We start from the raw sequence: 17,834 nt of genomic DNA, 5'->3' as shown, positions 1-17,834 counted from the left end.
GTATGGGGAAACCGCATGAGTATTGATGTAAAGAACATAACCAAGAGCTTCAACGGATTTGCTGCACTCAAGGATGTCAGCGTGGATATCCCGACCGGCGAGCTGATCGCCCTTCTTGGTCCGTCCGGCTGCGGCAAAACCACACTGCTGCGGATCATCGCCGGCCTGGAAACCCCGGATAGCGGAAGCATCCGCTTCCACGGGGAGGACACCACGCGTCGGGCCGTCCGCGAGCGGAAGGTGGGGTTCGTCTTCCAGCACTACGCCCTGTTCAAGCATATGACGGTTTTTGAAAACATCGCCTTTGGTCTCAAGGTCCGGCCGCGCAGTACCCGACCGGGCAAGGCGGAGATCAGCACCAAGGTCCATGAGCTGATCCGTCTCGTACAGCTGGAGGGGATGGCCCATCGTTTTCCGTCCCAGCTTTCCGGCGGGCAGCGCCAGCGGGTTGCCTTGGCCCGGGCCCTGGCGGTGGAGCCGAAGGTACTGCTTCTCGACGAGCCATTCGGCGCCCTCGATGCGCGGGTCCGCCAGGAGCTGCGCCGCTGGCTGCGCAGGCTCCATGACGAGCTGCATATCACGAGCGTCTTCGTCACCCATGATCAGGAGGAGGCCCTTGAGGTCGCCGACCGGGTGGTGATCATGAACCAGGGCAGGGTCGAGCAGGCGGGAACACCGGAGGAGGTCTACGACCGCCCCGCGACGCCCTTTGTCTACAACTTCCTCGGCAACGTCAACCTCTTCCACGGCAGGGTCCATGATGGTCATGTGCAGCTTGGGCAAATGGAACTGTCCGCCCCGGAGCATGCGGCTTTGCCGGACCAGCCGGCAGTCGGCTATGTGCGCCCCCACGACCTGGAGATCGAGCGTTGCTACGCGGACAGTTCCTCTGTCGAAGCGGTGATTCGCCATATCCACTCGATCGGGCCGATCGTGCGGGTAGAACTGGAGCGGGGGGATACCTTTGAAAGCCTCGATGCGGAACTGACCAGGGATGTTTACCAGAAACTGGCGCTCAAGGTTGGTGAAACCGTTTTTGTCAGGGCACGGAAGTTCCGCGTGTTTGTCGATGATTACCAGATATGAGAGTGCTTAACGGAAATGTGTCCGTTTACCCGGGGCAGAGGAGGCGATGATGATAAGAAGTGTCGAAACAGTAACAACGCAAGCGTGGAGCCGGGAGCTGGAGCAGAGGATCCGCGAATCCGTGGGGGCGATCCGTTACGGGACCGTTACCTTGGTAATCCAGGATGGCAAGGTGATTCAGATTGATCGCAACGAAAAGATCAGACTTAAGTAGATTAGTCGATAATCCCTGAATTGAAGGTAAAAGCAGGGAAAATTTTTTACATTATAAGTCTATTAAGTAGATAGATTTATATCATTGAGGTCGGCGCCTCATGGTCTGAAAATGAGGCATAAGCTCCCGGAAGAGAGGATTATCCATGGCTGCGCAGCATATTGTCCTGTATGGCAAGGGAGGCGTCGGGACCTCGACCACGGCCGCAAACATCAGTGCGGCACTGGCCGAGTTGGGATTCCGGGTCGTCCAGATCGGGTTTGACGCCAGACATGATTCGACAAGAACCCTCAGGGGCGATGTGAGAGTAAAAACCATCCTTGATCTCCTCTCGTCAAAGCGGCCTCTGGCTGTGGAAGATGTGGCCGTCACCGGATTCAAAGGGGTTCTCTGCGTCGAGGCGGGCATGCCTGATCCGCATGTGGGTTGCAGCGGACATCGTTTCAAAGCCGTTATTTCCCGGTTGGGTGAACCGTCCTTCCTGGAGAGCTACCGGCCGGACTTTGTCCTGTACGACGTATCGGCGGAAGCGGTCTGCGGCGGCATTACCGCGCCGCTCCTCAATGGCATCGCGGAACGGGTTTATGTGGTGAGCTCATCGGATTTCATGTCGATCTTTGCTGCCAACAATATCCTCAGGACCATCCAGAAGCACGGGGACGGAGGGCGATTGACATTCGGCGGCATACTTGCCAACGGCCTGGCCGCTCCATTCATGGAGTCGATAATCGCCGACTTCGCCGCTAAAACGGGGGTGACGGATGTTCGGTACATACCCCGTTCGCTGGTGGTTATGCAGTGCGAGCTCTACGGCCGTACCGTGATTGACGCTGCGCCACTGTCGAACCACGCCTACCTCTACCGACGTCTGGCAAGGCATATCGCCGAGCATGAAGCGGTTGGCCTTCCCCATTCGCTCTCCCGTGAGGAAATGACAAACTGGGCCAGGGGGTGGGGTGACCGGATTGTTGAGTTGGAAACTGGAGTAATATCGAATGGCGAAGGAATTTAAACAATCAAGAAATATTGTTTCAAATGAAAAAATTGTTGACAGCATTTTTTATACCTGATATTAGTCTATTAAAACGATAGGTAAATAAGTTTAAGTAACCGGTTCTTAACGAACGGCGGCTGACCAGACAACTGGAGGCTAAGGAAATTTCCTTAGCCTCTTTTTGTTTGTGCGCCAGGCATGGCGCGTGGCGCGTAAGCGCCATCCAATTGGGTATGGTGCCTGATTGGTGACTTGGAGGTGAAAGTCCTCTTCGGACCCTGATGGTGGGAACCGATAGCTGAACAGCAAGGGTGTCCGGGGCGACCCGGAATCTGAAGGAAGCTGTAGGCAAAGTCCTGGCCCGACGAACAGGAATCGCATATGAGGCAGCCACATCTGGGCGAGAAGGCAAACAGATTCAAAGCCCGATAACCATCCAGAAAGATGTGGAAGTAGATGCGGCGGGTATATGGGATGAAGGTCACGCGCATTACCCTGGGAGGTCTGTCAACCTGCCTTGTGCTACCGGCATCGAGAGGTGCCGGGATGGGTTGGCAGAAGTCAGCAGAGGCCATACGAGTCGGAATAACCGACCGACAAAGGGCCGAACTTGAAGTAAGCGGACAGGAGCCTTGAGTTTCGATGACGACAGGAGCAGCAGAAGGCCGGGTTGGGATACCCGGCGCCAGCCCGGAGGGTAGCGGTTGGAAACCGCGAGAGAAAGGGAGAGGTGCGGCAAACGTCACGGGAAGGAAAGCAGCTCACTGGCCGGAAGCGGCAACGGGACTGATGGAGAAGATCGTCAGTCGCGGCAACATGATGGCGGCATACTCACGGGTAATGCGCAACAAGGGAGCGCCCGGCGTCGATAACATGCCGGTAACGGCCCTGAAGGGCTACCTACAGGAGGAATGGCCGCGCATCAGAGAAGAACTGCTGACGGGAACGTATCACCCGCAACCGGTGCGGAAAGTAGAAATTCCCAAACCGGGAGGCGGCACACGGATGCTGGGAATTCCCACCGTCCTTGACCGACTCATTCAGCAGGCGGTGCATCAAGTTTTGAGCCCGCTGTTCGACCCTGGTTTCTCCATAAGTTCCCACGGGTTTCGCCCTGGACGGAGCGCCCATCAAGCGATCAAGGCAGCTCGGAAGTATGTAGAGAGCGGCCTTAGGTGGGTGGTTGACATTGACCTTGAGAAATTTTTCGACCGAGTCCACCACGACACCCTTATGTCGCTGGTGAAACGCAAGGTTGGAGACCGTCTGGTGCTGTCCCTTATCGACAGCTACCTTAAGGCAGGGATACTTGAAGGAGGAGTGACGTCACCCCGGTTGGAAGGCACGCCGCAAGGCGGGCCTCTCTCGCCGCTGCTGTCCAACATCCTCCTCGACGAACTGGACAAGAAACTGGAAAGAAGGGGCCATAAGTTCTGCCGCTATGCCGACGACGCAAATATCTATGTTGCAACGAGGAGAAGCGGCGAGCGTGTCATGGCCTCAATTACCGGCTACCTGTCCGAGCGGCTCAAGCTCACGGTCAACCAGGGCAAAAGCGCGGTTGACCGTCCGTGGAAAAGGTCGTTTCTGAGTTACAGCATGACCCGGCACCGCAAACCGCGGCTTACCGTGGCCAAGAAAGCGGCTGCCAGGCTCAAGGCCAACCTCAAGACGATCTTTAGGCGGGGAAGGGGTCAGAACATCCAAACCACCGTTGAAGAGACAACCCCGAAACTTAGGGGTTGGTTAAACTACTTTCGGTACGCGGAAGTAAAAGGCATCTTCGAGGAACTGGACGGATGGCTGAGACGTAAACTGCGTCGCATTCTCTGGAAGCAGTGGAAGCGCCCCAAGACGCGAGCAAAGAAACTGATGCGGCGGGGATTATCGGAGGCAACTGCATGGCGGTCGGCCACAAACGGCCGCGGCCCCTGGTGGAATGCAGGGGCCGCGCATATGAACAAAGCTGTTCCGAAATTCTACTTCGACAAACTGGGGCTGGTATCACTCATAGACCAGCTTCACCGACTTCAACGTACTTCATGAACCGCCGTGTACGGAACCGTACGCACGGTGGTGTGGGAGGACGGCGGGAGCAATCCCGCCTCCTACCCGATTTCAGGTAGTCGGCTTTCGTTAAGGAAAAAATCAGGACCCGGCCACCGGTAACCATCGGCGTGACTGACCGGATAACCGGAGGTTGAAAGAATGTACTTGGTCTTTTTGTTTCCCATGGGCAAGTGAAATTCGTGCAAATCGGCAGGGTTAACCAGAAGAAAATCAACAACAGAAAATTCTTGCCTGCCGGTCGACCGGAAGCAAAAAAGTATCAAGGGGGAAGTAAGATGAAAGTTGTGAAAGTAGCGAGTTTGCTGTTGCTTGGCCTTGTGTTGCTGGCGCCCGCTTCATGGAGCGCCGAATCCGCCGCCGTACCCGAAAATACCGATGAACAGGCAGTGAGTGAAGAGAAGAAAGATGATGCATTGAAAAGCAGTGATCAGGCATCCGGAGTGGAAACGAGTGATCCGTCGACAGCCAGTGCGGCTACTGAGAAAGATCCCGATGATGAGCCGGTAACTCAGGGAGACCTCAATGGGTTAAGAACGGAACTGGAGACGCTACGCGACCAGTTCCAGACCAATTATGACCAGAAAACCGCAACCACGTCGAGGTCGCTCAAATTCGGCGGCTCCGCCACCACTAAGTTTGTCGTGTCGGATGACCCGGCGGTAAAGGAAGGATTCGGCACTCCCTCGCTAAACCTCAAATTCTCCGGGAATCTGAGAAAGGATTACGAGGACGGGAAAAACGTCGATTATGTGTTCGGCACCAATGCCGGCGGGTCGGACCTGACGCTCAGGATCCAGGACGCCTATCTCAGCTATTCCATCCTTCCCTCCAATGATGTCACCAAGCCATACCTCTATGTCTATGTCGGGCAGCAGAAGAAGATTTTCGGCCTGGAGGCGACGGCGTCGGAGGAATACAAACCGACGATCAACGGGGCCCAGTTCACCAAGGCGCTGTCACTCGACGAACGCGACATCGGGCTTGTACTCAGCGGAGACCTGTTTCCCCATAACGACTATGGCTTCAGCAAGTACCGCGTACCGGCAATAGCCTACTCTATTGGGGTGGTAAACGGGAGCGGACCGAACAAGGCTGACGACAACGACAACAAGGACGTCTTCGCGAGGGTTGCCTTCAATGCGCCGGTTGACTATAACGATTTCCTGCGGGGGCTGACCCTGGGGGTTTCCGGTTACTGGGGGGTAAAAACGGCAACGGCCACACGTACCTCGACCACAACGGTAAACGTGCCGAACGCAACACCTCCGCCGGCCACGATTTCCGTAACGACCAATACGACAGACACCACGTTGTCCCAAAAAGGCGACAAGAACAGGTATGGGGGCGACCTGTCCTACGTAAACACGCCGGTCGGATTTACGCTGGAATATGTCCGGGGTGAGGACCCGTCGCTCTCCAAGGAGAAGATCAAGAACGGCACGATCACCACCCCATCTACTTTTAGAAGTGTCAAGAGTGAAGGCATTACCTTCACCTTGTTCTACAACTTCGGTGAACAGTTTCAGAAGTCATACAAGGAGCAGACCCGCTATGGTGACTGGTACCCCCAAACCATTCAGCCATTCCTGAGGTTCGACCGGTTCGATCCCGATCTGGATGCGGAAGATGACCGTAAAGACATCTATACCATCGGCTTCAACTGGTTCTTTGCCCCAACGACCAAGCTGCAGCTTAACTATAACATCGTGTCCGGGCAGATTCCCAAAGCACAGAAAAACAACGAATTCCTTGCCCAGTTCCAGTACGGATTTTAGCCACACAAATAAAAGAGGGAGGCACATTGTATGAAAAAGTTATTGAGCAGTTTATTTATCGTTTTACTGATGGTAGTGGCGTTTGGGCCTACCGTCGCCTTTTCCGCAGAAAAATATCCGAAAGTGATCAGGATCGGCAGCTCCGGCGGCGCCTACGGCAAACCATTCATTTCAGGAACCCTGGGCATCATCCATGCCAAGGGGCTTCTGGAGGAGGAGTTCAAGAAGGAGGGGATCAAGTTCGAGTGGAACTTCTTCAAAGGGCAGGGGCCAGCGTGCAACGAGGCATTTGCCAACGGCAACATCGACTTCTCGGAAAACGGCTCATTCCCGGCGGTCATCGGCAAGGCGGCTGGGCTGAAGACCAAAGTCATTCTCGGCAGCGGGCCCAGTAGAGGCGCCCAGATCATGATACCGCGCGATTCCAAGATCACCACCGTGCAGCAGCTGAAAGGAAAGAGAGTCGGGGTCATCCGGGGTACTAATACCGAGTATACCTTCCTCAAGGCACTGGAGCTGCATGGTCTGTCGGAAAACGACTTGGTCCGGCTGAACCTGCAGGCGACTGATACCGAGGCCGCTCTCGCCACCAAGGATGTTGATGCCGGTGCCGTTGGCATTCGGATCCGCGATACCGGCGTGGCCAAGGTGCTTTATTCGGGGAATCCCGACATCAAGTACATAGCCCCAAAAAAAGCGTTTCCAGAGTCTTCCGGTCCGGTGAGCGCCGTCTACGTGACGGAGAAATTCGCCAAGGAGTACCCGGACGTGGTGAAGCGCTTCGTCAAGGTCTACCTGAAGGCATCGCGTTATGTGGCCGACGAAAAGAACCGGACCGAAATTTTCAAGCTCTGGTCCCAGGCGGGGACCCCCTATGCCAACATAAAGGAACAGAACAGAACCGAGTCTTCCTATGAATTGTCGAGGGTCCTGAGTGACGACTTTCATAAGAGCCAGCTGAAAGCCCTGCTGGATTTCGCCATAAAGAAGGGCTACGCCAAGAGGAGCTTCGATATTGATAAGTGGGTGGATACCAGTTACCAGGAGGCGGCACTGAAGGAGCTGAAACTGGAAAATTTCTGGGCCAGATACGACAAGGATGGCAAAGTAGTAAAAACAGGGACCGGCTTGGTGCAAACAGCGAAAAAGCATTGACATCATGATTGAAACTGGCTATTATTCTACTTATTAGATAGGCCAATGGGTTTAAATAAAATACCAATCCGTATTGCTCGGACAAGGCTGACCAGAAAACTGGAGGCCAAGGATTAATAATCCTTGGCCTCTTTTTTTATGCGCCAGGCAAATTCCGCTTGGCGATGCAGCAAGGAAGGATTAGCGACGATGGCGATTACTCTAACACTTGATAACAGTGAACTCGCCAAAAGCTACGATGAACTCAGCAACTCGCAATTCAATAATGGGGTTGCCCTGATCGAAAGTCTCGACGTCAGTCAGGGAGCTACAGTTCTTGATATAGGTTGCGGCACTGGCAGGCTCGGCCGCCATGTGGTCGACATCATAGGGCCTACCGGGACATATATCGGCATAGATCCTCTTGAGGAGAGGATCAAGATCGCCAACGAAAAGAATGCCCATCAGAATGCGTATTATGAGATCGGCACTGCCGAGAATCTTGAATCCATAAATGATAACAGCATCGACGTCGTCTATTTGAACGCGGTTTTTCACTGGGTGCAGGATAAGGAAGCCGCTTTATTGGAAATTGTCAGGGTCCTCAAGCCGGGAGGGAAAGTCGGTATCACCACCGGCGCCAAGGAGCTGAATTTTTATTCCGGCATAGAGTTCATCACGAACCGTGTGCTGCAGAGAGAGCCGTACAACAAACACGTACAGCTGCCGGAGAAGCGCCACCTGACGACCACGGAACTCATCAACATGTTGGTAAAGGTTAATCTCAAGGTGATCGACATCCAGGTGAAAACAGTCAAAAGAACCCACCCGACGGCGAAAGAATTCATCAGGCACAGTGAGGCGAGTTCTTTCGGCAATTACCTGAGTAATGTTCCGGAGTGGCTGCGGGAACAGGTGAAATCGGACATCGAGGTCGAGCTGGAAAAATACCGGACCAAGGATGGCATCCAGTTGAGCCGCCACACCATCTTTGCCATTGCCAAGAAAAAAAAGGGACTGGCAATCGTGCATTAGGCCAATGCTGTATTCAATGCTTTTGTCTAATTGCTCCTCCCCTTAAACTAAGGGGAGGCTGGGAGGGGTTACGACCACATAACTCCCCCTAACCCCCTCTTAACTTAAGAGGGGGGATTTATAAGACATTGAAATGAGCTTCACAAAAGCCTTGCCAAGATTAGCAGGGGCAAAAGGGAGGATTAGAGATGAGATTCCCGGAAGGATTGCAGTTACATAAAAAGGCCCTGGGGCTGATTGTCCCGGTACTGCTGCTGATAGCCTGGGAAATCGTCACGCGCAAGGAGCTGTTTTCCAGCCTGTTGTTGATACCGCCGCAGATCGTGGCCCAGACATTCAAGGACCTCATTGCCAGCGGAGAGCTGATAAATCATCTACTGGCAAGTTTTGCCCGGGTTTTTGCCGGATTTCTCATCGGTAGCTTGGCAGGGATTCTTCTCGGGGCAGCACTTGGTTTGTCGAAGAGAATTGAAGAGTATATCGGCCCTACGTTTCATACGGTGCGCCAGGTTCCCCTCTATGCCTGGTTTCCCATGCTGGTCCTCTGGTTCGGTATCGGGGAGAAATCCAAGGTGCTGTTCATAGCAGTCGCCCCGTTCTACATCATGGCGCTCTATACCCTGGAAGGGATCAGGGGTGTGCCGCGGGAATACCTGGAGGTAGGTAAAGTCTTTGAATACGGGCGGCTGGGGCTGCTGAGAAAGTTTGTCCTTCCGTCTGCGCTCCCCTCCATTGCCACAGGTCTGCGGATCAGCCTCAGCTTTGCCTGGATGGCGGTCGTCGGTGCGGAGATCCTGGCTGCCTCAGTCGGTATCGGCTACATGATGAACTGGGGCAGGCAGATTTTCCAGAACGACATCGTCTTTGTCGGCATCATAACCGTCGGTATCCTCGGGTTCATCATGGACTACCTGGCGGGGCTGGTTGAAGCGTACTTCCTACGCTGGCGGAGCAGCTACCGCTAAGGGATAAGTATGAAGGATGAGTTATGAATTATGAAGGGCAATCCTAACCCCGATGAACGGGATAAGTCCCTTCACGAAAAATTCTTCGAAAAAACATGCAAATAATTTTTCTAAGGGACTAAGGAATAGAACCATGGGTTTCACAGTTTCATTCAACAACAAAGAGCATCTGAGGAAAATCAGTCGTGGCATCATTTTCCCGCTGCTGATCCTGGCCGCATGGTGGGGTTTGGCCCGGTGGGAACTGGTGCCCCCCATGTTTCTTCCTACGCCGGGGAAGGTTGTAACGGCATTTATCTCCCTCTGGAAGGAGGGGGTCCTTGCCTTTAACCTAAAAGTCAGTTTTATCAGATTTTTCGCCGGAACATTCCTCGGCATCACGGCGGGATTTCTCCTCGGCATGCTGTTCGGCATGTTCAGAACCCTGGAGAAACTGGTGGCGCCCCTGTTCAACGCCATCCGGCAGGTCCCGCTGCTTGCCTGGATACCGCTGATCATCATCTTCTGCGGTATTGCCGAGGCTTCGAAGATATTCTTCATCGCCCTCGGGTGCTCGTTTCCCATCGTCCTCAGCACGTTCGACGGCATACGTGGTGTCCGCAAGGAATACGTGGAAGTAGGACGTGTCTTCGGCTTCGGCAGAATCAGACTGATCAGGAAGATCTTCCTGCCGTCGGTTCTCCCCTCCCTTGTGACAGGGTTGCGGATGAGCCTGAACATCGGCTGGGGGCAGCTGGTCGCAGCCGAGTTGTTCATGTTTACCCAGGCAGGGGGGATCGGCAACATGATCGGGCAAGGGCGCATAAACTGGCGCATGGATATCGTGATGGTCGGAATTATCATTATCGGCTTCATCGGTTTCGCCCTGGACTATGTGGCCAAAACCTTTGAAAACCGTTTCATGCAGTGGCGGAATTCCTGACCCCCCCCACCAAGGGAACGGCAAGGCGGAGATTAAACCGAAACTGCAGAGAAGGAGGAACGTTATGTATCAGAAACCAGGGACAGTAAAAGTGGCAAACCTGCACAAGAAGTTCGTTGCCAAAGGGAAGGAGGTACCAGTTCTTGAGGATATCAACCTCAGCGTGTCGCCGGGAGAGTTCGTCAGCGTCATCGGCCAGAGCGGCTGCGGAAAAACCACCTTTTTGCGCCTGCTGGCTTCCCTGGAAACCGACTACAGCGGCGAAATCCTCGTGGACGGCAAGAAGATCAACGGTCCCAGCCTGAACCGGGGGGTGGTATTCCAGGACCATCGGCTCCTGCCGTGGCTCACGGTGGAAAAAAATATCGGTCTCGGACTGAAAAAGCTGAATGGCAAGGACAAGAAGAAAATCATCCAGGAGCATATCGACCTGGTGGGGCTGAACGGTTTCGAAAACGCGCACCCGTCCCAGCTTTCCGGGGGGATGTCGCAGCGGGCGGCCATTGCACGGGCGCTGGTGAACAGGCCGGAGATTCTGCTTCTCGACGAACCGCTGGGAGCGCTGGACGCCCTGACCCGCATGTACATGCACAAGGAGATCGAGCGGATCTGGAAAGCAGAAGCCATCACCATGATCATGGTCACCCATGACGTGGAGGAGGCGATTTATCTATCCGACAAGATCGTTATCATGTCGTCCCGTCCGGGGACGATCAGGAAGATCGTTCCGGTCCAGCTCCCCAGACCGCGGGATCGGGCATCGTATGATTTTCAGAAACTAAAGGATGAGGTGCTGGCGGAGTTTCACCTGGATGCGGATAAGCTGTTCAGCTATGCCATCTGAAACGTTCAATTCCACATCAAGGCGCTATCTTTGTTGGCTCGTCTTCGGCTCCTCAACGTACCCCTCTCTCTATCTCTCTCCCAGAGGGAGAGAGAACTGGAGTTTGGACATATATAGTTTCAAGTATATGCGTAGGGCATGATATTTTTCGCGATGTTAAGTTTCAAAATATCGGTAATTGGTGCTTCGCTGATCTCCTTTCTGAGTAGAGTAATCAGGTCGAGAGCCGAAGGTCTGTTTGCTTTTTTTCTCCATTTTGGCAAGGGAACAAAGTCATGAGTACGTCCAGGTCCAAATTCTTTCAATCCCGCAAGCAGCAAGAGGCTGTAGCTGGCAACGGCGAATGCCGGTTGTCGTGGGACAGACTTGTCAGACCAGACCTGAGCGTTTCCGACACCAATGGTATCCTTTTGCTCACGATGATTGACCTCTATCTGCCAACGATCAAAGTAACTTTGCAGCAACATCTGAGAGTCACTTTGTATGTCAGTGCTCAAGAGATAGGCCGGGTCACGATAATTCCTTTTAGCATTTGGCGATGTCCTGTACGGTTGCGGTGCAACCACCAGCAGCCGAAGAGAGCGGAGTTTCGCACCTCTTTGCCACAGAACATTATTGACTTCTTTGTACCGAATATCCCGCCATGCTCCGCCAAAATTAATCCTGCAGGTTTGCCAGGGGATCGTCTCATCTTGCCTGACCCCTTCAGGAGAAAATCGCTCTTCGCTGTATTTGCGCCTTCCTCCTGCCGGAGCAGGAAAACACAACCGCGCATCTTTCCTGCAACGACCGACAACCTCAACACGATCCAGCGGTTTGGAGAGGATGGTGCGATTACAGAGACTGCCATCAACTGCGACCACCATTCTCCTCTTTGTTTCCCCCAGACGGTCAAGATCGACTCTCAACCCCTTGATCATTTCAAGTCCCTGCTGCGAGAGATTATGAGTCTTCACCGCCTTCTTGTATTGCGCCCTCTCTTCATCAGTTGCCTTTTTCCCCGGCTTCTTGATCGCTGGGCATTCCACGAAGCGGACAGGATATCCGCGAGCGGAGAAATCGCCATCCCGGTAGTGAGGGAAGATCAGGGATGCGTGCATAAATCTCAAGCCATACAGGAAGTTGACATGGAACGGCGGAGACAGCGGATCCCTTTGCCAAAAGGCCGACTTGATCTTTCGCCCGCTCTTGGCCAGCTTGGTATCGTCAAACGCCACACAAACAGGCTGATCCGCAGGGTACCGCGTACAATACTCTTTCAAGACCGGAGAGAACAACTGGTCGGCCTCCCACTGGCTACGGGAAAACACCTTGTAATCAGCACTCCAGTCCTGATGCTGTCTTCCAACGGCACAAATGGAACGGGAGAGGGTCCGTCGCCCCAATGCGCACAAAGTTCCAAGAGAAAGCTCCATAGCGCGGATTTGGGTTCGCTGTTGAACAAAAGCCCCAGCACAGGCATCCTGCAAGAGAGATGTCATCTGTTCGCTCAGCATATTCCTCACCTGCCTTTCAAGGCAAAGGTGTTTTTGCCGGTACGAATGAAACGGTCCTCCTTCATCACCTTTTTTGAAAGAGCAGAGACGAGAGACTCCCTCTCCAGCTTTACTCCAAAAGTCTTTTCAACATCTTCAATGATTTGCGAAATGTGTAGTGGCTTTCCGACTGCATTAAGTATGTTAAGCACCATGTCAATCTGCGACATACCTTTGCTGCGGGGCTCCACTTCCTCGGCAGCACCCCGAAGTTTCTTCAAGGCCCGCAATTGCGCTTCCAAGGAAACTACCATTGTGTCTAAAATGATGTCGCGGATTTCCTCTTTTTCCATAATGGCATCCTCCATTCGAGAATTTGTACAGAGGCGCCATCTTAATAAATACAGGGTATGTATGTCAAGCTTTTAATAAAGGAACATACGTAAATGTCCAAACTCCAGATCTCTCTCCCAGAGGGAGAGAGAATACTGTTTACCCTCTCCCTCCGGGAGAGGGTGGCCAAAGGCCGGGTGAGGGCTTTCGTCGCCTCATTCCTCGCCGCCTTGATATCACTCTTGATCTGGAATTGGAATAACCGTGTAATCGGAATTTCCGGGCGGCCACAGGCCGACCCTACAAAACACCAAAAGGAGAATAACATGAGCATCGTGGTTGGTATCGACATCGGATCAAGGACAGCAAAAGGGGTAATTCTGAACGGCGAGACGACTCACTCGACCATAACGGCAACCGGTCTGGACATGCAGGAAACGGCGACCTGGATTCTTTCGCAACTGCTGGAGAAGTCCGGGCACAAGTACGAAGAGATCGACTACATCGTCGGTACCGGCTACGGCCGGGTATCGATCAATTTCGACAACATCCCCACCAAGATCATCACCGAGATCAGCTGCCACGGCAAGGGGGCTCACCACCTCAAGCCGAACACCCGGACGATCGTGGAAATGGGGGGACAGGACTGCAAGGCAATCCGCCTGGACAAGGACGGCAACGTCATCGACTTCAACATGAACGACAAGTGCGCCGCCGGTACGGGCCGCTTTCTCGAAATCATCGCCAACAACTTCCAGGTGAAGCTGGAAGAGCTGGGTCCCCTGTCGCTGTCAGCCGAGGAATTCGTCCCCATCAGCAGTACCTGTACGGTCTTTGCCGAATCCGAGACCATTTCGCTCCTGGCCCGGGGCGAAAACAAGGCCAACATCGTCAAGGGGATCCATCACTCCATCGCCAACCGGATCGCCGGGATGTTCTCCCGCGTAGGTGTCGAGAGCGACCTGTTCTTCTCCGGCGGGGTTGCCAAGAATGAGGGGATGAAAGCAGTTCTGGAGGAAGTACTCAAGGCGAAAATAGTGACGCTGGATAACTTCGACCCGCAGCTGGTCGGGGCTTTGGGTGCTGCGGTATTTGCCAAGGAGCTGGAAGCAAAGCAGGCAAGAAAAGCCGCATAAAGACATGCAGAGACGGGAGCGCAATGCGTTTCTATCAGGGCATATACTCAAACATTGGAGGATTCGATCATGAGCAGTACCCACATATTCCATTATCCGGAAGAATTAAAAGCGGACTTCATTAAAACTCCCGGACTGGATTTCAAAAACGGCAAACATGTTTCAGCCGCTGAAATCTGGGATTTCATGACCATTGAAGCACCGAAAAGATTTCCCAATGCCTTCGACCACTCCCGCCGTTATTACGGCAGGCTGTCCGATGATGTCACGTTCTTCACCGGTATCAAGCTGGGCTACATGGCGCTTTCCTTTCGCGACCGGCTGCTGGAGGCCCATGAGAGCGGCACACCCATCATCCATGTTGCCGGAGGACAGACCGTTGATCCCTACTTTGCCGCCGGCGGCATCCCCATTGTTCCGGGGCCGCTGAGAGGCTGGGCGCGGGACATGAAGGAGGGTCTGACTCTGCGTCAAGCGGATCAGGTGGCCAATGAAATTCTCGAAGCAGGCAGAATTACCGTATCCGTCGATGCCTGCAACAATCCGATCGGCTCCATATCGGCCATCAGCAAAGGTATTGTACCGGTGGACCTGATCGCCCCCTACCTGAACCTGCGCTGCACCGACATCGGTTTTTCCATCGAAGCGTACAGGAATAAATTCAATGGTATTCCCTTTACCCTGATCGACTATCCGATCACCGGGGACAAGGAATCAGCCGTCGAGTACTTTGCCGACATGCTCCGCCGGTTGATCAAGCAGATCGGCGATATCCGCGGCAAACAGGCCACGGAAGAGGATCTCTGGAACGAGATCAAGCTGGAAAACCGGGGTCGCCGCGCAGCCCGCGAGGTGACCGAGCTTGTCTGGTCTGCCGCTCTCCCCCCTGTTCAGAGCTCCAACCTGGGCAGCCTGATCACTACCGGCCGCTTTTCCTCCGGCGATTCCCTGGCAGCGACCCAGCTCCTGGAGCAGGCTATCGTAGAGATCAAGGAACGGATCAAAAATTCCGTGGTTGCACACGGCGTCAGCTCCGATCCGGTGAAGCTGCTGGCATCCGGCTCCTGCTTTGGCTTGAATGGCGAATTCGTGGAGGCAAAGGGTGGCCTGCTCGTCGGCACCGACGACCACCTGAGCAAGATTTACGCGGATGTGGACGAGACCGGCAATGACCCATACGTGAATCTGGCCAGAGCGGCGCTCACCTATAACTATGAGAAACCGGCCGAAGAACGCGCCCGGTACGTCGCCGACCTGGCGCGGAAATCGGGCGCCGACGGGGTGGTATGCGGCTACAACTGGGGTTGCAACTACCAGTCGGCCACCTCCCGACTGGTGGCGGACATCGTCAAGAAGGAAACAGGCATTCCGACCATCAACATCGAGGTTGCCGAGCTTGGCCGCTCCGAAGCCACCGAGCAGACCCAGAACCGGATTGAATCGTTCATCGAGATTCTGAAAAATGGTAAAGCCAAGAAAGCCGCATAGGGCTGGGTGGCACATAAAAAGCCAAAAAGGAGATTAGAAATGCCGCTTAACACACTGGTAAAAATAGAAAATGCTGTCAAGGAAAGGCCGGCACAACTGGAAGCGGCCAAGCAGAAAGGGAAAAAGGTCGTCGGATGGTTCAGCTACAACGTCCCCGTGGAAATATTTCATGCCCTGGGCCTTATCCCGGTCAGACTTGGCCTGGGTGGTAGCGAGGCCCTGGTGGAAAAAGGGGGTCGCTATCTTTCCACACAGAATTGCGTATTCCTGAGGGAGGCGGTTGGTCTCTTCGAAGAAAATACGGACCCTTACATCAAGAGCGCGGATCTGGTCGTGTTCGACACCACCTGCCTGCAGACCTTCCGCACAGCACAAGTGGTCAAATACTATTTCAATGTGAACACCCTGCTTATCGACGTGCCGAAGAATTTCCATCTTCCCGAAGGAGTGGAATATTACCGCAAGGAAGTGGCGGATTTCGCCGCAAAACTGGAAGAATTCGCCGGCACCAAGCTCGACGCAGGGAAACTGGCCGAGTCGGTCCAGTTGCACAACGACATCAGGGCCGCAGTCAGAAAACTGTACGACTATCAGGCCGCAACCAATCCGGCCATTTCCTGGCGTGAAACCTACAATGTCGTGCAGGCAGGCTATTACCTCTGCAGAACCAAGTATCTGACCCTGCTGGAGGAATTGTTGGCCGAACTGAAAGAAGCCGTTGGGGAGCCGGTACTAAACGACCTGGGGGACAAGCCGCGGATCTTCATCTCCGGCAGCGTGATCCCACCCGGCGACACCAAGCTGATCGAAATCATCGAAAAGGCCGGGGCGAGGATCGTCGGCGATGATTTGTGGTCAGGATTGGCCCCTGCCATCGAGCTGGACATCAAGGAGCCGACCCTGAAAGGGATCGCGGAAGCCTATCTCGGCCGTTTTCCCCATGGCGCCCTCCCCATACTCGACGCAAAGACGGACCGAAGACTGGCGACCCGCACCGCGCTTGCCAGGAAATTCGGCGCCCATGGCGTGATCTATCACACCCTCCGCTATTGCGATCCGTTCACCTTCAAGGCATCCGAAGCAAAAAGGATACTGAACAACGAAGGCTTTGCCGTCCTGGAAATTCATACGGAATATGCGGGTTCCGATTACGAAGGGATCAGGACCCGGGTCGGCGCTTTTGTTGAATTGCTGGAAACCAGGGTAGCCCTGGCAAATGTAGCTTAGAAATAGGGTAGAGACGCATTGCGATGCGTCTCTACCGTAAGTAACACCAAGAATCATGCAGGACATAAACTCAGACAACTTGTCTCCACTCTTTGGGTTGGGGGATTTCATAGCTGGGGTAGAAACGGGAACCGGGACTTGCGGGCAGTTTGGTGTTGGGAAAAACAGCTTAACATTCAGTAAATGGAGGAGGCACAGATGGCTGCCGGGCAAAGTGATACCAGTGAAAGACGCGAGACCGACGAGAGTAAAATCATTTTGGAAAATATCAGCCAGGTTTATCGCCGGAAAAAAAGTAACGGGGAAGTACCGTCTGAGTTCACGGCCCTCAGCAATATCAACATGAAGGTGAAAAAAGGGGAGTTCGTCGCCATTGTAGGGCCTTCAGGCTGCGGCAAATCCACTCTTCTCGACATTCTGGCGGGGCTTACCCGGCCCGCTTCCGGAGAAATCCACATCGACGGAAAGAAGATTACCGGACCGGCACTTGATCGCGGCATTGTCCTTCAGGGTTACGCCCTTTTCCCCTGGCGCACTGTCCGGAGGAATGTCGAGTTCGGCCTGGAGGTGAAGAATGTCCCCAAGGAAGAGCGCAAGGATATCAGTCAGCATTTCATCCGGCTCGTCGGCCTGGATGGATTCGAAAACCGTTATCCCCTTGAGCTTTCCGGCGGTATGAAACAGCGGGTTGCAATCGCCCGCGCCCTTGCATACGATCCGGAAGTTCTTCTCATGGATGAGCCGTTCGCCGCAGTGGATGCCCAAACAAGGGAAACGCTACAGGACGAACTGCTCCGCATCTGGGATGAAACGAAAAAAACGATCATCTTCGTCACCCACAGCATTGACGAGGCGGTTTACCTTGCGGATCGGGTTGCAGTCCTGACCACCAACCCCGGTACGATCAGGGAAATCGTCGCCACCAATCTACCCAGACCGCGCTACAAGAGCGACATCAGATCATCTGCGGAATTCAGCTGGACCAGGCACAAGATCAAGGAGCTGTTGCAGGACAAGAACGACATCATCGAGCGGAAACAGGTTAACGGTCCCCCCGTGGCCGATGTGATTTCAACGTTTGCATCCATATGACCACGATCCATACAAACCGGGCATGACCGGAAACTTTCAGCAGA

At 54.1% G+C, this 17,834-nt stretch carries 16 protein-coding genes; 14 read left to right on the top strand and 2 right to left on the bottom strand.

The window, feature by feature from the left end; genetic code table 11:
• The first annotated feature begins 15 nt into the window (after positions 1–15).
• The 10 genes from GURA_RS19800 (at position 16) to GURA_RS19760 (ending at position 11,039) form a co-directional block, all read left to right on the top strand.
• Positions 16–1,086 carry a sulfate/molybdate ABC transporter ATP-binding protein gene (locus GURA_RS19800; RefSeq protein ID WP_011940683.1) on the top strand — a complete coding sequence of 357 codons (1,071 nt, stop codon included), beginning with the start codon at positions 16–18 and terminating at the stop codon, positions 1,084–1,086.
• Between the two features lie 46 nt (positions 1,087–1,132).
• Positions 1,133–1,300: a YezD family protein gene (locus GURA_RS23760; RefSeq protein ID WP_011940682.1), complete on the top strand. Its 168-nt coding sequence runs from the start codon at positions 1,133–1,135 to the stop codon at positions 1,298–1,300.
• Between the two features lie 145 nt (positions 1,301–1,445).
• Complete coding sequence (locus GURA_RS19795; protein WP_011940681.1) at positions 1,446–2,312, top strand: AAA family ATPase; 867 nt, start codon at positions 1,446–1,448, stop codon at positions 2,310–2,312.
• A 624-nt stretch (positions 2,313–2,936) separates the two neighbouring features.
• Positions 2,937–4,340: a group II intron reverse transcriptase/maturase gene (ltrA, locus tag GURA_RS19790; RefSeq protein WP_011937128.1), complete on the top strand. Its 1,404-nt coding sequence runs from the start codon at positions 2,937–2,939 to the stop codon at positions 4,338–4,340.
• A gap of 299 nt (positions 4,341–4,639) precedes the next feature.
• Entirely contained in the window at positions 4,640–6,139 is a 1,500-nt protein-coding gene (locus tag GURA_RS19785) for a porin (RefSeq protein WP_011940680.1), read from the top strand.
• 30 nt (positions 6,140–6,169) lie between these two features.
• The gene (locus GURA_RS19780; protein WP_011940679.1) at positions 6,170–7,294 is read left to right on the top strand and encodes an ABC transporter substrate-binding protein; all 1,125 of its coding nucleotides are present in this window, start codon (positions 6,170–6,172) and stop codon (positions 7,292–7,294) included.
• Positions 7,295–7,483: 189 nt separating this feature from the next.
• Positions 7,484–8,308 (top strand): class I SAM-dependent methyltransferase, encoded by an 825-nt coding sequence (locus GURA_RS19775; RefSeq protein ID WP_011940678.1) that lies wholly within the window; start codon positions 7,484–7,486, stop codon positions 8,306–8,308.
• Between the two features lie 188 nt (positions 8,309–8,496).
• Entirely contained in the window at positions 8,497–9,273 is a 777-nt protein-coding gene (locus GURA_RS19770; RefSeq protein ID WP_011940677.1) for an ABC transporter permease, read from the top strand.
• Positions 9,274–9,406: 133 nt separating this feature from the next.
• The gene (locus tag GURA_RS19765; protein ID WP_011940676.1) at positions 9,407–10,195 is read left to right on the top strand and encodes an ABC transporter permease; all 789 of its coding nucleotides are present in this window, start codon (positions 9,407–9,409) and stop codon (positions 10,193–10,195) included.
• A 64-nt stretch (positions 10,196–10,259) separates the two neighbouring features.
• Entirely contained in the window at positions 10,260–11,039 is a 780-nt protein-coding gene (locus tag GURA_RS19760; protein ID WP_011940675.1) for an ABC transporter ATP-binding protein, read from the top strand.
• 119 nt (positions 11,040–11,158) lie between these two features.
• Here the strand turns inward: GURA_RS19760 and GURA_RS19755 are convergent, their stop codons facing one another.
• Both GURA_RS19755 and GURA_RS19750 read right to left on the bottom strand, forming a co-directional pair.
• A complete protein-coding gene (locus GURA_RS19755) occupies positions 11,159–12,535 on the bottom strand; it encodes a MoaD/ThiS family protein (protein WP_011938105.1) in 1,377 nt (458 codons plus the stop codon).
• A gap of 5 nt (positions 12,536–12,540) precedes the next feature.
• Positions 12,541–12,867, bottom strand: a complete 327-nt coding sequence (locus tag GURA_RS19750; RefSeq protein ID WP_157046135.1) for an HTH domain-containing protein — start codon at positions 12,865–12,867, stop codon at positions 12,541–12,543.
• Between the two features lie 306 nt (positions 12,868–13,173).
• On the opposite strand from GURA_RS19750, the gene GURA_RS19745 reads away from it, so the two are divergent.
• The 4 genes from GURA_RS19745 (at position 13,174) to GURA_RS19730 (ending at position 17,790) form a co-directional block, all read left to right on the top strand.
• Entirely contained in the window at positions 13,174–13,983 is an 810-nt protein-coding gene (locus GURA_RS19745; protein ID WP_011940674.1) for an acyl-CoA dehydratase activase, read from the top strand.
• A gap of 69 nt (positions 13,984–14,052) precedes the next feature.
• Entirely contained in the window at positions 14,053–15,471 is a 1,419-nt protein-coding gene (locus tag GURA_RS19740) for a 2-hydroxyacyl-CoA dehydratase family protein (RefSeq protein ID WP_011940673.1), read from the top strand.
• 39 nt (positions 15,472–15,510) lie between these two features.
• On the top strand, positions 15,511–16,698 hold the full coding sequence (locus GURA_RS19735; RefSeq protein ID WP_011940672.1) for a 2-hydroxyacyl-CoA dehydratase subunit D: 1,188 nt from the start codon (positions 15,511–15,513) through the stop codon (positions 16,696–16,698).
• A 198-nt stretch (positions 16,699–16,896) separates the two neighbouring features.
• On the top strand, positions 16,897–17,790 hold the full coding sequence (locus GURA_RS19730; protein ID WP_011940671.1) for an ABC transporter ATP-binding protein: 894 nt from the start codon (positions 16,897–16,899) through the stop codon (positions 17,788–17,790).
• Positions 17,791–17,834 lie beyond the last annotated feature (44 nt).

Origin of the sequence: Geotalea uraniireducens Rf4, assembly GCF_000016745.1 — a bacterium.
GTDB classification, from domain to species: domain Bacteria; phylum Desulfobacterota; class Desulfuromonadia; order Geobacterales; family Geobacteraceae; genus Geotalea; species Geotalea uraniireducens.
The sequence above is the reverse complement of the archived record's forward strand: the minus strand, read 5'-3'. Positions and strand labels throughout refer to the sequence as shown.